The following is a 14,329-nucleotide window of genomic DNA, read 5'->3' on the forward strand; positions in this document are numbered from 1 at the left end:
GCGAGCGACGATCCACGCCGCGCCGGGCCCTGATGCGGCGCGCTGTGAACCATCGGTCTCGCCAGGCCAACGTGGCTGCGTCCGCCATGGCCAAACGGCCAAGTCTGTTGACGGACGCCTCCGTCACGATGCGCGCCGGGGGCGCGGGACATCGAGCGGAGCGGCTACTCCCCAATGAGCGGCGAATTCTAGCACGGCGGATTGCGTGCGGGAAAGCGGCCGGGCCGGTGTGGGGCCCGATCGGCGTGTGGCGCGTCGGGCTGCCCGGCAGGCGCGGCGGCGAATGCGCCGCGCCTGCCGGGGCAGCGTTCCGGCACGCCGTTCCCGTTACGCGGTGGCCGCGCGGCGCGCGGCGCCGCGCTCGTGGACGAGTTCGCCGGCTGCGTAGGTGCGGTACACCGCGCGGTCGTCGCCGAGCAGCGCGAACGCGAACAGCAGTTCCTCGAGTGAATCCGCGCGCTTCGTGCGACGCGCGAGCAGCGGCGTGGCCTGCGGGTCGAGCACGACGAAGTCGGCTTCGGTGCGCGGCTTCAGCGTGCCGACCGTGTCGGCGAGGTCGAGTGCCTGCGCGGCGCCGGCCGTCGCGAGCCAGAACATCCGCGTGGCGGTCAGGTGGTGGCCCGACAGCCGTGCGACCTTGTGCGCCTCGTTCATCGTCTGCAGCATCGAGAACGACGTGCCGCCGCCGACGTCGGTCGCGAGCGTGACCGGCACGTCGTGTTCGCCGGCCTTGTCGAAGTCGAACAGCCCGCTGCCGAGGAAGAAGTTCGACGTCGGGCAGTGTGCGACGACGGTGCGCGTCTCGGCCATCCGGCGGCGGTCCTCGTCGTCGAGGTGGATGCAGTGGCCGTACACCGCGCGCGGACGCAGCAGCCCGTAGCGGTCGTAGATGTCGAGATAGCTGCGATGGCCGGGGAACAGTTCGGCCACCCATTTCACCTCGTCGACGTTTTCCGCGACGTGGCTCTGCACGAACACGTCCGGATGGCGGCGCGCGAGTTCCCCGCACGCCTCGAGCTGCGCCTCGGTCGACGTCGGCGCGAAGCGCGGCGTCAGCGCATACATCTGGCGGCCCTTGCCGTGCCAGCGGTCGATCAGCTCGGCGCTGTCGTCATAACCCGATTGTGCGGTGTCGCGCAGGAACTCGGGGCAGTTGCGGTCCATCAGCACCTTGCCCGCGATCATCCTCAGGTCTCGCGCGTCGCTCGCCGCGAACAGTGCATCGGCCGACTGCTTGTGCACCGTGCAGTAGACGAGCGCGCTCGTCGTGCCGCACGCGAGCAGTTCGTCGACGAAGAAATCGGCGACTTCGCGCGCATGCTCGGGATCGCCGAACTGGCGCTCGGTCGGGAACGTGTACTTGTCGAGCCACGGCAGCAGGCCCGGCGCCGGCGACGCGATCATGTCCGTCTGCGGATAGTGGATGTGCGTGTCGATGAAGCCCGGCACGATCAGCTTGTCGCGCAGGTCGTGGACGACCGCGTCGCGCGCGAGCGTTGCCGCGAGTTGCGCGTACGGGCCGGCCGCGACGACCTTGCCGTCGGCGACGATCAGGAGGCCGTCGGTCTCGTAGTTCGCGGCCTGGCTCGATTGCGCCGGGTCGCCGTTGAAGGTCAGCAGCTGGGAACGGAAAGCGGTTTGCGTCATGACGAATGGTCCTGCATCAAGGTAAGGCGAACAGAAGAAAGCGATCGACGCCGCACGGGGGCGGGACGGTGCTTCGCGAGCGGTGGCGGCACGTTGCGTGCGGCACGACCGGAGGCGATTGCGCGGGCGAATGCGGCGGCCGAAGCCGCCAGCCAGTGGTTGCCGGCTAACCTCGCGACCGTTGCGCTCGCGACCGATGCGGCGGCGAACGGAACGGCACACCGCGACGGCAGGCACCGGCGAGCGACGACGCATAGCGCCGTCGTCACTCGCGCACGCACGCGAGCGGCCCGGCGCAAGGCCGGACCGGTGGTCGCGAGGCGGATGCCGTTGCCGTGTCTCATCTGTCTAGCGTTCCTCGATGCGGGCCGTCACGCGGCCTGCCAGTACGCGTCGAGGCGCGCGTACAGTGCGTCGCGCTGCGCCGGTTCGATGAACGACGCCTCGAAGCCGTTGCGGATCACCGCGTGGACTTCCGCATCCGTGAGCTGCAGCCCTTCGGCCGTCGCGAAGTAGTTTTCATTGACGTAGCCGCCGAAATACGCCGGATCGTCGGAGTTGATCGTTACCGCGACACCGCGGTCGAGCAGCGCCTTCAGCGTGTGCTTCGCCATGTCGTCGAATACGCACAGCTTCAGGTTCGACAGCGGGCAGACGGTCAACGCCGTGCGCGTTTTCGCGAGGCGTTCGACGAGTGCGGCGTCTTCGATGCTGCGCACGCCGTGGTCGATCCGGTCGACCTTCAGCACGTCGAGTGCTTCGTAGATATAGGCCGGCGGGCCTTCCTCGCCTGCGTGTGCGACGAGCTTCAGCCCGAGTGCGCGCGCCTTCTCGAACACGCGTGCGAACTTGGTCGGCGGATGGCCGAGCTCGGACGAGTCGAGGCCCACGCCGATCAGCCGGTGGCGATAGCGCTCGAACAGCGGCAATGCGGATTCGAACGTCGCGAGCGCGTCCTCTTCGGACAAGTGGCGCAGGAAGCACAGGATCAGCTTGCTCGACAGCCCGCGCTGCTCGGCATCGGCGAGTGCGCGCTCGATGCCCGCGACGACCGTCCCGATCGGCACGCCGCGCTCGGTGTGCGTCTGCGGATCGAAGAACAGCTCGGTGTGGACGACGTTGTCGGCGAGCGCGCGTTCGCAGTACGCGGCCGTCATGTCGTAGAAATCCTGCTCGGTCAGCAGCACGCTCGCGCCGGCGTAATAGATGTCGAGAAACGACTGCAGGTCGGTGAACGCGTACGCGGCGCGCAGCGCGTCGATCGAGTCGTACGCGAGCTTCACGCCGTTGCGCTGCGCGAGCGCGAAAATCAGTTCGGGCTCGAGCGAGCCTTCGATATGGATGTGCAGCTCCGCTTTCGGCGCGCGGGCAATCTTGTCCTTGAATGTCGGGGTCATGGCGTCGTTCTTGGTCGGTCAGTAGGTAGGGGAAGCCTGCGCGGACGCATTCGCCTCGACGGCCTGCAGCAATTGCGCAGCCACCGAGATCGCGATCACTTCGGGCGCCTTGTCGATGATGCCTTCGACACCGATCGGGCAGCGCATCCGCGCGACCTGGGCCGGGTCGATGCCGATCGCCGCGAGGCGATGATCGAACTGCACGCGTTTTGCGTGCGAGCCGGTCATCCCGAAGTACGCATAGTCGCCGCGTCGCAGGATGCGCTCGGCCAGCACGAAATCGAGCGCGTGGTCGTGCGTCATCACGACGAAGTAGGACTGCGGCGGCGCTGCGTCGACCGCGTCGGCCGGGGCAGCGGCCGCGTCGATCGCGAGATTGCCGATGCCGGCGAGCGCGTCGGCTAGCGGGAACACCGCATCGGGCCCGTCGATCCAGCGCACGTGGCACGGCAGCGTCGCCAGCACCTTCACGAGCGCGGTGCCGATGTGCCCGGCGCCGAACAGCATGACGGGGAACGCATACGGCGCGATCGTTTCGGTCATCAGCGATACGCCGCCGGTTTCCCACAGCAGGCAGTCGGCATGCGCGGCGTCCGATTCGGGCTCGCTCAACAGCGGCGCGCCCGGCGAGGGGCCGAATGATACGCTACGCACGGTCGCGGTGCCGGCCGCGACGCGCTTCGCGAGCGACATGATCCAGCCGAGATCGCCGACGTCGAGCCGCTCGAACGCGAGCACCACGGCGCCGCCGCAGCACTGGCCGAGACTCGGGCCGAGCGCGAGCCGCTCGAGCCTGCGTGCGTGCGGCACGTGCGCGCCATCCTTCAGCAGATGCCGTGCGATCTCGATCGCCTTCCATTCCAGATGACCGCCGCCGATCGTATGGCGGGCCGTGTCGCGCGTGACGAGCATCTTGGTGCCGGCTTCGCGCGGTGCGGAGCCGTCGGTATGCGCGACCGTCACGAGCACGGCCGCTTCGCCGTGCGCGAGCAGTTGCTGCAGATCGCCGAGCCAGGCTTCCATCAGCACACCCCGTTCGGAACGACGCGGCACGACACGCGGCGCGGGCTGGCGGGCGTGGCAATGACGAGGACGGACGGGAACGGGGCAGGCCGGCCGCACGCTTGAAGCGGTGCGACGGCAGCGCGCCGACGGCGCGCGCGAACGGCGCCGCCGGACTCGCGGACGCCATGAGGGTGACGGATGCGGATGGTTTGCGTTGTCATGATGAATCCAGTCGACATTGCGGATCGGGCGCGCGTTACGCAGGGGTGGTGAGACCGCCTGGCCTCGCGCACGTAGATCGCCATCCAGTCCCGAAGATAGCACCGCCACGCGGCGCGAACATGGCCGGGCGGTGATCCGGGCTATCAGGAGGCGATCATGTCGATCATAGGCCCGCCGCGCGGGATCGGGGCGCCGATGCGTGCACATCGGGCTGGAACGCATGCGTGACGGGGCGTGGGCGCGACGGTCGCGCGACGCGCGTTCGCCCGGCGATCCGGGCGGCGGCGGAGTAGGTGTTTACGCGTGGCCGGCCGGAGAGGGCCGGCGAAAGCGCCGGTTGGCGTCGTCGGCGCACGGCCCGCGCGAGCGGGCCGTGCATGCCGGGTGGCCGGCAAAGCGGCCGGCCGGTCAGCCCGCGAGCTTGCGGCGATGGCGCCAGAGGCTCGAGACGGCCGCCACCAGGATCACGGCGAAGCCGATCAGCGCCCAGCCGGGCAGCAGGATGCCGAAGATCGGCGGGTAAACGGTCTCGCACAGGCCGGCGACCTTGAACATGCCGGGGAACCACTGCGCGGGCGGCAGGCTGTCGACGATCGGCTGCAGCGTGTCGAAGCCGCAGCTGAAGCCCGGATTCATCTGGATCGACAGGTGCCGCGCGGCCGTGCCGACGCCACCGGCCGCGGCGATCGCGATCAGCAGTTCGAGCACCCAGACGCCGCGCCAGTTGCGGATCCCGGCGGCCAGGAACGCGAAGATCCCGATCGCGGAGAAGAAGTAGCGCTGGATGATGCACAGCGGGCACGGATCTTCGTTTTTCACGTACTGCAGGTACAGCGCGCCAGCCAGCAGGGCGATGCACGCCCATCCGAGCAGCATCAGCAGGCGGCGTTCACGGCGTAGCGCAAGCGTGTAGTCGTTCATGTCGGCGGGGTTCCTCGTCGGTCGGTCCGGAAAACAATCGCGCGATTTTAGCGCGAACGGTCTGGCACGAAACTGACAGCGCGCGTGCGGCAACCTGCCGCACCGCGCGCATGGCCCGCCGGCGCCGGGCTGGCGCGGTCAGCGGATCGTGTTCAGCACGGCCTCGACCGCCTGGCCGATCGCGAGCAGCGCGTCGTCGCGATGCGGCGCCGCCGCGAGCATCAGGCCGACCGGCGCCGCGTCGCGCGGATGGCACGGCAGCGACAGGCCGCACGCGTCGAGGAAGTTGAACGCGCTCGGGTTGCGCAGGATCAGCGCATTGGTGCGCGTGAACGCGTCGTCGTCCGTTTCGAGGTCGGCGATGCGCGGCGGCACGACCGGCACCGTCGGCGCGACGAGCGCATCGAAGCGTGCCCAGACCGTGTGCGCGGCTTCGTCGAGCATCGCGGCGCGCGCGGCGAGCAGGTCGAGGTAGTCGGCCGCGCTCGCGGGTTCGCCCTTCAGGATCCGCGTGAGCACGCGCGGGTCGTACTGGTCGCGATGCTGGGCGAGCAGCGGGCGATGCCATGCGTACGCCTCGATCGGCGAGAAGCCGAAGCGGTTGATCTCCGGCAGCCGGTCGAGTGCGGGGAAGCGCACTTCGGTGACGATCGCGCCGGCGGCTTCGAGATGCTTGAGCGCGGTGTCGAGCGCGGCTGCAACGTCGGCGTCGACGCCGTCCGTCACGTAGTTCGTCAGCACGCCGAGCCGCACGCCTTCGAGCGGCCGGGCGGCCGGCACGTGCGGCTCGAGGCCCGCGAGCATCCGGTCGACGAGCGCGCAGCACGCGACCGTCAGGCCGATCGGGCCGAACGAGTCGAGCGTCGTCGACAGCGGCACGCCGCCTTGCGTCGGGATCCGGCTCGCGGTCGGCTTGAAGCCCGTCAGCCCGCACAGCGCGGCCGGGATGCGGATCGAGCCGCCGGTGTCGGTGCCGAGCGCGACGGCGGCCATCCCGTCGGCGACGGAGGCGGCCGCCCCGGACGACGAGCCGCCGGAAATCCGCGCATCGCCCGGCACGTCACGGTGATACGGCGAGCGCGGATGGCCGAAATGCGGATTCAGCCCGAGCCCCGAGAACGCGAATTCGCTCATGTTGGTGCGGCCGACCAGCACCGCGCCCGCCCGCTTGAGCCGCGCGACGGCGACCGCATCGGTACGCGCCGCCGGCGCCCCGTCGAGCACGCGCGACCCCGCGCGCGTCACCTGGCCGGCGACGTCGAACAGGTCCTTCACCGACACGGGAATGCCCGCGAGCGGCGACAGCACGGTGCCCGCGGCGCGCAGCCGGTCGTGCGCGTCGGCGGCGGCGCGCGCGTTGTCGGCGTCGACTTCGGTGAAGACGGCCGCGCCCTGACCCGACGGATCGGCGATCCGCTCGAGCGCGGTGTCGACGAGCGCGCGGCTGGTGGTGCGGCCGGCCGCGAGATCGGCGGCGAGCTGGGCGAGCGGGGGGAAGGGCGTGAAAGTGGTCATGGGCGGCTCAGGGGCGAAGATGTTGAAGAAGCGTGGAGCGGAACGAATCGATATGGCCTTCGACGGCTGCGCGTGCGCCGGCGGCGTCGCGCGCGGACAGCCGCCCGAACAGCTCGCGGTGTTCGTGCTGGACGTCGGCGAGATGGTGCGGTTCGGACAGCGTGACGAACCAGAAGCGCAGCGAGCGCTCGTGCAGCGCGCGCAGGATTTCGGCGAGGACCGCGTTGCGCGCGGCTGCGGCGATCGCCTGATGAAACGCGCGGTCGAGTTCCATCATCCCCTCGACGTCGTGCGTATCGACGCAGGCCTGCCCGTCGTCGAGCAGCGCGGCCATGCGCGCGAGATCGTCCGGCGTCGCATGGCGCGCGGCGAGTTCGGCGCAGTGCGCTTCGTTGATGCGCCGCACGTCGATCACCGCGACGATGTCGTCGAGCGACAGCGGCTGCACCATCAATCCCTTGCGCGGCATCACGGACAGCAGCCCTTCGAGCACGAGCCGATGCACGGCCTGGTGCACCGGCGTGCGGCCGATCCCGGTGCGTGCGACGAGGTCGGCTTCGTTGAGCGCGGCGCCCGGCTTCAGGCGCATCGTGATGATGTCGCGCTGAATCAGCGCGTACGCGCGGTCGGCGAGGCTGGCGGCCGGCGCGGCGGGCCGCTCGCGGGTGACGTCGGGCAGGGTACTCATGCGGGGTGCGGCGCGGCGGCCGAACGGGGCGCGATCATGGCGCGGGCAAACGGGAGCGGGGGCGATGCATGGATATTATTGTGATATATCACGGGTGTCCAGTGCGGGCGACGAGACGCCGGTGGCGCCGGCACGCAAACGGGGACGCGCCCCGGCGCCGCGTGCGTCGAGTTGCAACAATATCGACAGGATGTTGCAGGTTTGCCGTGCGATCGTGCACTGAAGCATAATGAATCCTCGTCTATCCATACGCGCGAGCGACGTACCAGACCATCGTCATGAGCGAAAACACGTCTTCCCCGGCCGGTCTGCCCGGCACCTTTTCCGCTTCTTCCGATTCCCCCCGTCCCGATCCGGCGAAAACGCCCGATGCGCCGGCAGCCCAGGCTGCCGCGCAGAACGTCGCCGCGGACGGCGCGTCGCCGGTCACGGCCGCATCCGAGCCCGGTGCGCCTGGCGCGGCGGCTGCCGCCGTCGATGGCGTTGCCGCTGCGGCGGCGCCGAAGCCTGGTGCGCCCCCGCCCGGTTTCGGCGCGCAGCCCGATTTCGATTCGCCGCGGCCGCCGCCCGCGAGTGCGCAGAATGTGCCGCCGGCCTACCTGAAGCAGAGCGATACGCCGTGGTCGGTGTTCGGCCGGATCGTCGCGGCCCGTGCGCGGCGGCTGTTCGACCGCGCGGGCCAGCGCATCACGCAGCGCACGCTGCGCATCGGCGTGTCGGCGCGGATCTTCCATCCGGAGCCCGGCGCGAAGGGGTTGCGCGGCAAGACGCTGCAGTATCTCGAGGAATCGATCGCCCACTGGGTGATGTCGCGCGACGTGCTCGTGTTCATGATTCCGACCGTCGGCCACCAGGGCATGATCCACCCGAGCAACATCCGCCTGCGCGATTACGCGAAGCATCTCGACGGCCTGTTGCTGCAGGGCGGCGCCGACGTGTCGCCGCAAACCTACGCGGCATCGGATGTGCGCCCCGAATGGCCGGGCGATCGCGTGCGCGACATGTACGAACTCGAGCTGCTGCATGAATTCGTCGAGTCCGGCAAACCCGTCCTCGGTGTGTGCCGCGGCTGCCAGCTGATCAACGTCGCGTTCGGCGGCTCGCTGTACCAGGACATCGCCACCGATGTGCCGACCGCGAATGCGCACGTGAGCGAGCATTACGACCAGCATCGTCACGCGATCCGCTTCCCGGATTCGTCGACGCTGGCGAGCATGTTCCCCGGGCGCAGCGAAGCGATCGTCAACTCGATCCATCACCAGGCGATCCGCGATCTTGGCCGTGACCTGAACATCGAGGCCGTGTCGGCCGGCGACGGGATCATCGAGGGCATCCGCCATCGCCGTTCGCCATTCGTCGTCGGCGTGCAATGGCACCCGGAGTTCCATCGTGCGGGCGGCTCGGAGCTGCTCGACTGCACGCCGCTGCTCGATGCATTCCTGCGCGCGGCGCGCGAAACGCGCCTGTAGCAAGCCGCCTGCTCCGCGTGGCGCGAGGGCCGGCCGCATCCCGATTAATTCGAGATGCGGCCGTTTCGTTTTGAACGATAATCGCGAGTCCCGATTCGTTCGCCGGAGTCTGACGTTGGCTTTCCGAAATTTTTCCCCTGCACGATGCGCGACGTGGATCGTTGCGCTGGCGGCCTGCGCGCAAGCGGGCGCGGCCTGGTCCGCCGACGCGACCGCCCCCGTCGCCGGTACGCGTCCGGCGGTGACGAGCCTGAGCGGTGGCACCGCGCCGGCAGCTGCGTCGGCTGACGCCGCCACGCAAGGCAACGTTGCCGAGCTGACGCAGATGCTGCGCGACGGCCGGATCGTCGAGATGCGTACCACGTACAACGGCAGTTACGGCGCGAGCCTGCTGTTCGATCCGCGCGAGATGACGTATTACGTCGCGCTGTTCCAGGACAAGAATCTGTGGCGCGTGATCCGCTCGCAGGAGAAGAGCCGCGCGGAGATGGTGTACGCGAACTTCGTCCAGCAGACCGTGCAGCTCGCCGATATCGAGATCCGCCGTACCGAACTGCAGGCGCAGAAAGCGTTTCTCGAACGCGTGATCGCGCTGCAGGCGAATCGTGCGCAGCAACTGCAGGCCGACCTGAGTGTCGCGCGCAGCCAGCAGGCCGAAGTCGCGCAGCGGCAGAAGTCGGCGCAGGAGCAGACGCAGGCGCTGCAGGTCGAGAAGCGCGCCGCGCAGTTGCAGTTGCGCGATCTGCAGGAGCAGGTGCGGCAACTCGAGAAGCAGACCGAGACGGGGCTGCCCGCGCACAAGTAACGAGGGGGCAGACGGACGGCAGAGACGAGCGAAACCCGGCGAAGCGAGCTTCGCCGGGTTTTTTATTGGGCGGCCGTCAGTGCGCGAACGCGTCCGGCATGTCGGTCATGCGGCGGTGCGACAGTTGCGACGTCCAGTCGAAACCGGCGGCGCTCGCGTGCGTTGCGCGGGCGGGCTCGGTGCTGCGCAGCGCGTTTGCCGTCGCGATCAGCGTGAGCGGATCGTCGAGCGTGTCGGTCGCAAGCGGCGGCGGAGCGTGCCGTTCGCGTGCCGGCAGGGTGACTGCAATGTGCTGGCGCGGCGGCCGTGCGGCGAGCCGCCTGACGGTCGGCGTTGCGGCCGAGGGCGGTGCCGGATGAGGATCGTTTGCCCGATGCGGCGATGCCGCGGCAGTGCGCTGCATGTCGGACGTTGCCTTCGGGGGAGGGGGCGCCGGACGACGTGCGACGCCGTGCGGGGCCGGCCGTGATTCGACTGTTTTCGTGACAGGTGTCGCCGCCGTGCGCGGCGGCGCAGCGTGCGTCGACGGGCCGGGCCGATCCGCGGCGGCGCGCACGGTGCTGGTGAACGACGTAGCGTGATCCGGCGCGGTGCTCGCCATTGGAATCGTGAACACGGGCCCGAAACCTGCGGACGGTTCATGCGCGGCGATCAGCCAGCCGATGATGCCGAGCGCGCCGAGGCTCCAGCAGATGGCGTACATCGCGCGCCGGTCATGCGGGCCGCCGGCCGTATGCCGGAAGCGCCGGCCCGCAGCAGCCGGCGTAATGGGCGAACCTGCGGAAGCGGGCACCGGCGTCATCACGGGTAACGGCTGCCAGCGACACGCGCGATGCGGCCGGTCGACGTCGATACAGGATGTCGTCAGTGTCGCAAGGCAGTTCTTGCTGGGCCGCGCGCCGGGCGCGCCGCGAAACTTCCATTCGCGGCCGAACGGCGGCACGCGGTCGAGCGGGGCGACGCGAGGGCGGGCGAGCGCGCCTTCGACGGGAACGAGGGGCGATGGAGTCATGAGGGCGGTGCGCGGTGCGACACGGGTAACCGTGCCGGCGCGGCGCGGAAGTGTCGTCGCAAATCGTGACATTGTGGTCAGCCGGCGAAGGCCGGTCGATCTGATCAATCTGATTCTTGTGCCTGTTTCGGGCCGACTTGTACGAGGCGGATACCGCGACGGCAACGACCGTGCCGGTACAAGGCAAATGTCGGCTTCGCGTGGCATCATTCGCGAATCATGCCGGTGCACGCGTCGTTGTGCGATGCGCCGCCGGCGGGCAGCGATGCCCGTGCGCGCCGGCCCGGTGCGTCGCGCATCGCCGGGTCCATGCGGCGCGGATTCGCGCCATCCGAGCTGAGCGAGAAAAACATGTCCACAGCGTCACACGCCATCGCGCAGGAATCGAAAGTCCGCACCGTGTTCCGGGTCGTCAGCGGCAACTTCCTGGAAATGTACGACTTCATGGTCTACGGGTATTACGCGTCGGCCATCGCGAAAACCTATTTCCCGAGCGGCAACGCATTCGCGTCGTTGATGCTGTCGCTGTCGGTGTTCGGCGCGGGCTTCCTGATGCGGCCGGTCGGTGCGATCGTGCTCGGCGCGTACATCGACCATCACGGTCGTCGCAAGGGGCTGATCCTGACGCTCGGGCTGATGGCGATCGGCACGCTCGCGGTGGCCGCGATACCGGGCTACGCGACGATCGGCGTGCTCGCACCGGTGCTCGTGTTGCTCGGCCGGCTGCTGCAGGGTTTCTCGGCGGGCGTCGAACTCGGCGGCGTGTCGGTCTACCTGTCGGAGATCGCGACGAAGGGGCACAAGGGGTTCTATACGTCGTGGCAGTCGGGCAGCCAGCAGGTGGCCGTGGTGTTCGCCGCGCTCGTCGGCGTGCTGCTGAACCGCGCGCTGCCGGTCGAGGAGATGACGGCGTGGGGCTGGCGCATCCCGTTCCTGATCGGCTGCCTGATCGTGCCGTTCCTGTTCCTGATCCGCCGTTCGCTGAAGGAGACCGACGAATTCCTCGCGAAGCGTCATCGTCCGACGATGGGCGAGATCATGCGCTCGATGCTCGACAACTGGGGCGTCGTGGTCGCCGGCATGGGGATGGTGATCATGACGACGGTGTCGTTCTACATGATCACCGCGTATACGCCGACCTTCGGCAAGGAAGTGCTGCACCTGTCGTCGCTCGACGCGCTCGTCGTGACCGTCTGCGTCGGTATCTCGAACCTCGTGTGGCTGCCGCTGTCCGGCGCGCTGTCCGACCGCATCGGCCGCCGCCCGGTGCTGATCGCGTTCACCGTGCTGACGCTGTTGACGGCTTACCCGGCCGTGCTGTGGCTCGTCGGCGATCCGTCGTTCCTGCGGCTGCTCGCGGTCGAGCTGTGGCTGTCGTTCCTGTATGCGTCGTACAACGGCGCGATGGTCGTCGCGCTGACCGAAGTGATGCCGGCCGACGTGCGCACGGCCGGCTTCTCGCTCGCATACAGCCTTGCGACGACGATCGGCGGGTTCACGCCGGCAATCTCGACGCTGCTGATCCACCAGACGGGCAACAAGGCGGCGCCGGGGCTGTGGCTGAGCGTGGCCGCGGTCTGCGGGCTGATCGCGACGCTCGTGCTGTATCGCACGTCCGAGGCGCGCAACCAGTACAAGGCGGCCTGACGGGCGTCAGCCCGTTGCGCGGCGCTGGCCGTGCATCGCATCGACAAAGGGAGCGCCGTGCGCTCCCTTTGTTCATTTGCGTTCAGGCGTCGCGCAGCTTGCCGGCAACCTTGGCTGCCACGTCGAGCCATTCGCCGGCCGCGGGCTGGCGCGCGATCCTGGCCTGCGGATACCACGGGCAGTCGTCGCCGGTGAACCAGCGCCAGTCGGGCGCGAACGGCAGCATGACCCACAGCGGCTTGCCGAGCGCGCCCGCGAGGTGCGCGACAGCCGTGTCGATCGTGACGACGCCATCGAGCCGCTCGATCAGTGCGGCCGTGTCGGCAAAGTCGTTCAGCCGGCCGTCGAGGCGATGCACGCGCGGATGCGCGTCGACGCGTGCACGTTCGTCGTCGTCGAGGGCGGGCTGCAGCACGATCCAGTCGATGTCCGGCAGCGCGAGCAGCGGCGCGAGCGCGTCGAACGGCATCGAGCGATTTTCCTGCGCCTGCCGGCGCCCCGACCACGCCAGGCCGAACTTGCGCTTCGACTGTCCGCCGAGCGAGCCGCGAAAGCGCCGGCGGGCGCCGTCGGGCGCGTCGAGGTAGCGCGAGCCGCCGACGATGTCGTCCGGCTGAAGCCCGAGCAGGAACGGCAGGCTCATCAGCGTGCAGGCGACGTCCGCAGCCGGCGGCTTGGCGGCACCTTGCGCGACGAGCGTCACGCGCCAGCGCGACGCGGCCGGCGCCAGCAGCGCGACGAGTTCCGGCTGGACTTCGAGCACGACGTGCGCGCAGCGTGCGCGGGCCAGCGGCACGAAGCGGACGAACTGCAGCGTGTCGCCGAACCCCTGTTCCGCCCGGATCAGCAGCGTACGCGACGCAATCGGCTCGCCTTGCCAGCGCGGCAGCGTGCCGAGCGACGTCGCGCCCGGCGTCTCGTGGCGCGCTTCGTAGGCGGGCAGGCCGCGCGTGAAGTCGCCGAGCGTCAGCAGCGTGACCGCGCGGTGCAGCCGCGCGAGCGTGAGATCGGGGGCGACCCGCAGCGCCTGGTCGAACGCGCGCAGCGCCATCTCGTGTGCGCAGAGCGCGTGATGCGCGTTGCCGAGATTGAGCCATGCGAGGCCGAACGACGGATCGAGGCCGACGGCGCGCTCGTAATAGGGCAGTGCGTCGCGATGGCGTGCCTGCGCGCAGAGCGCGTTCGCCAGCCCGAACAGCGCGAGCGGAAACGGCGGGTGCAGCGCGAGCGCGGTTTCGAACGCGGCGGCCGCTTCGGCATGCCGGCCGACTGCTTCGAACGTGTTGCCGAGATTGAAATGCGCGGCGACGAAGCGCGGCTGCGCGGCGATCGCGGCCTGGAAGTGCGTGATCGCGTCGTCGGCGCGGCCCATCGCGTTCAGCGCCATCGCGAGGTTGTTGTGCGCGCCCGCATGCCCGGGGCGCAGCTCGAGCGCACGGCCGAACGCGGCAAGCGCTTCGTCGTGGCGGCCGAGCGCGTTCAGCGCGTTGCCGAGATTGTTGTAGATCGATGCGTCGTCGGGCGTGAGCCGTAGCGCGCGGCCGAACGCATCGATCGCATCGTTGTGACGCTGCAGTGCCGCATACGCGTTGCCGAGGTTGTAGTGCGCGAGCGGAAATTCGGGCGCGAGCGTCAGCGCGTTGCGGAAGCGGTCGATTGCTTCGTCGAGGCGGCCGAGCGCTTTCAGCGCGTTGCCGAGATTGAGCTGCAGCGCGGCATCGCCCGGACGCAGCGCGACGGCGCGCCCGACGAGATCGGCTGCCTCGGCGTGCTGGCCCTGCTGGTGCCGCAGCACGCCGAACAGGTGCAGCGCGTCGGCGTCGGCGGGGTTGGAGGCGAGCGCGTTGCGATAGCCGTGCTCGGCCTCGGCGAGGCGGCCTGCGCGGTGTGCGGCGTACGCCCGGTCGAATGCGGAATCCATGACGCGAAAACTGACGGAAAGCAGGTATTTTCCCACACCGCGCGATGATGCCGCGCATCGGCCGGTCGGCATATGGCCCC

Annotated in this window: 12 protein-coding genes and 1 riboswitch; of the genes, 3 read left to right on the top strand and 9 right to left on the bottom strand. The window is 69.6% G+C overall.

The window, feature by feature from the left end; all coding sequences use genetic code 11:
- Positions 1-63 precede the first annotated feature (63 nt).
- Positions 64-185, bottom strand: a riboswitch (yybP-ykoY riboswitch).
- Between the two features lie 142 nt (positions 186-327).
- From guaD to BLA15945_RS23140, 6 genes are all read right to left on the bottom strand, one after another.
- The gene (guaD, locus tag BLA15945_RS23115; RefSeq protein WP_059235542.1) at positions 328-1,647 is read right to left on the bottom strand and encodes a guanine deaminase; all 1,320 of its coding nucleotides are present in this window, start codon (positions 1,645-1,647) and stop codon (positions 328-330) included.
- A gap of 371 nt (positions 1,648-2,018) precedes the next feature.
- Positions 2,019-3,044, bottom strand: a complete 1,026-nt coding sequence (locus BLA15945_RS23120; protein WP_059235539.1) for an adenosine deaminase — start codon at positions 3,042-3,044, stop codon at positions 2,019-2,021.
- 18 nt (positions 3,045-3,062) lie between these two features.
- Complete coding sequence (gene xdhC, locus BLA15945_RS23125; protein WP_174993459.1) at positions 3,063-4,067, bottom strand: xanthine dehydrogenase accessory protein XdhC; 1,005 nt, start codon at positions 4,065-4,067, stop codon at positions 3,063-3,065.
- A gap of 612 nt (positions 4,068-4,679) precedes the next feature.
- Positions 4,680-5,192, bottom strand: coding sequence for a disulfide bond formation protein B (locus BLA15945_RS23130; protein WP_059235535.1), 513 nt, complete (start codon positions 5,190-5,192; stop codon positions 4,680-4,682).
- Between the two features lie 138 nt (positions 5,193-5,330).
- A complete protein-coding gene (locus BLA15945_RS23135; RefSeq protein ID WP_059235533.1) occupies positions 5,331-6,707 on the bottom strand; it encodes an amidase in 1,377 nt (458 codons plus the stop codon).
- 7 nt (positions 6,708-6,714) lie between these two features.
- Complete coding sequence (locus tag BLA15945_RS23140; RefSeq protein ID WP_059235531.1) at positions 6,715-7,395, bottom strand: GntR family transcriptional regulator; 681 nt, start codon at positions 7,393-7,395, stop codon at positions 6,715-6,717.
- Positions 7,396-7,673: 278 nt separating this feature from the next.
- On the opposite strand from BLA15945_RS23140, the gene BLA15945_RS23145 reads away from it, so the two are divergent.
- Both BLA15945_RS23145 and BLA15945_RS23150 read left to right on the top strand, forming a co-directional pair.
- The gene (locus tag BLA15945_RS23145) at positions 7,674-8,864 is read left to right on the top strand and encodes a gamma-glutamyl-gamma-aminobutyrate hydrolase family protein (protein ID WP_059235529.1); all 1,191 of its coding nucleotides are present in this window, start codon (positions 7,674-7,676) and stop codon (positions 8,862-8,864) included.
- A gap of 115 nt (positions 8,865-8,979) precedes the next feature.
- Entirely contained in the window at positions 8,980-9,669 is a 690-nt protein-coding gene (locus tag BLA15945_RS23150) for a DUF2968 domain-containing protein (protein ID WP_059235527.1), read from the top strand.
- A gap of 76 nt (positions 9,670-9,745) precedes the next feature.
- Here BLA15945_RS23150 and BLA15945_RS23155 read toward each other — a convergent pair whose 3' ends face one another.
- Both BLA15945_RS23155 and BLA15945_RS23160 read right to left on the bottom strand, forming a co-directional pair.
- Positions 9,746-10,681: a hypothetical protein gene (locus tag BLA15945_RS23155; RefSeq protein ID WP_174993460.1), complete on the bottom strand. Its 936-nt coding sequence runs from the start codon at positions 10,679-10,681 to the stop codon at positions 9,746-9,748.
- A 206-nt stretch (positions 10,682-10,887) separates the two neighbouring features.
- The gene (locus BLA15945_RS23160) at positions 10,888-11,034 is read right to left on the bottom strand and encodes a hypothetical protein (protein WP_155627165.1); all 147 of its coding nucleotides are present in this window, start codon (positions 11,032-11,034) and stop codon (positions 10,888-10,890) included.
- Here BLA15945_RS23160 and tcuC point away from each other — a divergent pair.
- Positions 11,033-12,328, top strand: coding sequence for an MFS transporter (tcuC, locus tag BLA15945_RS23165; RefSeq protein WP_059235522.1), 1,296 nt, complete (start codon positions 11,033-11,035; stop codon positions 12,326-12,328). The genes BLA15945_RS23160 and tcuC overlap by 2 nt on opposite strands.
- 82 nt (positions 12,329-12,410) lie before the next feature.
- On the opposite strand, the gene BLA15945_RS23170 is transcribed toward tcuC, so the two are convergent.
- Entirely contained in the window at positions 12,411-14,249 is a 1,839-nt protein-coding gene (locus BLA15945_RS23170; RefSeq protein WP_407045111.1) for a tetratricopeptide repeat protein, read from the bottom strand.
- Positions 14,250-14,329: the final 80 nt, after the last annotated feature.

Origin of the sequence: Burkholderia arboris (assembly GCF_902499125.1) — a bacterium.
GTDB classification, from domain to species: domain Bacteria; phylum Pseudomonadota; class Gammaproteobacteria; order Burkholderiales; family Burkholderiaceae; genus Burkholderia; species Burkholderia arboris.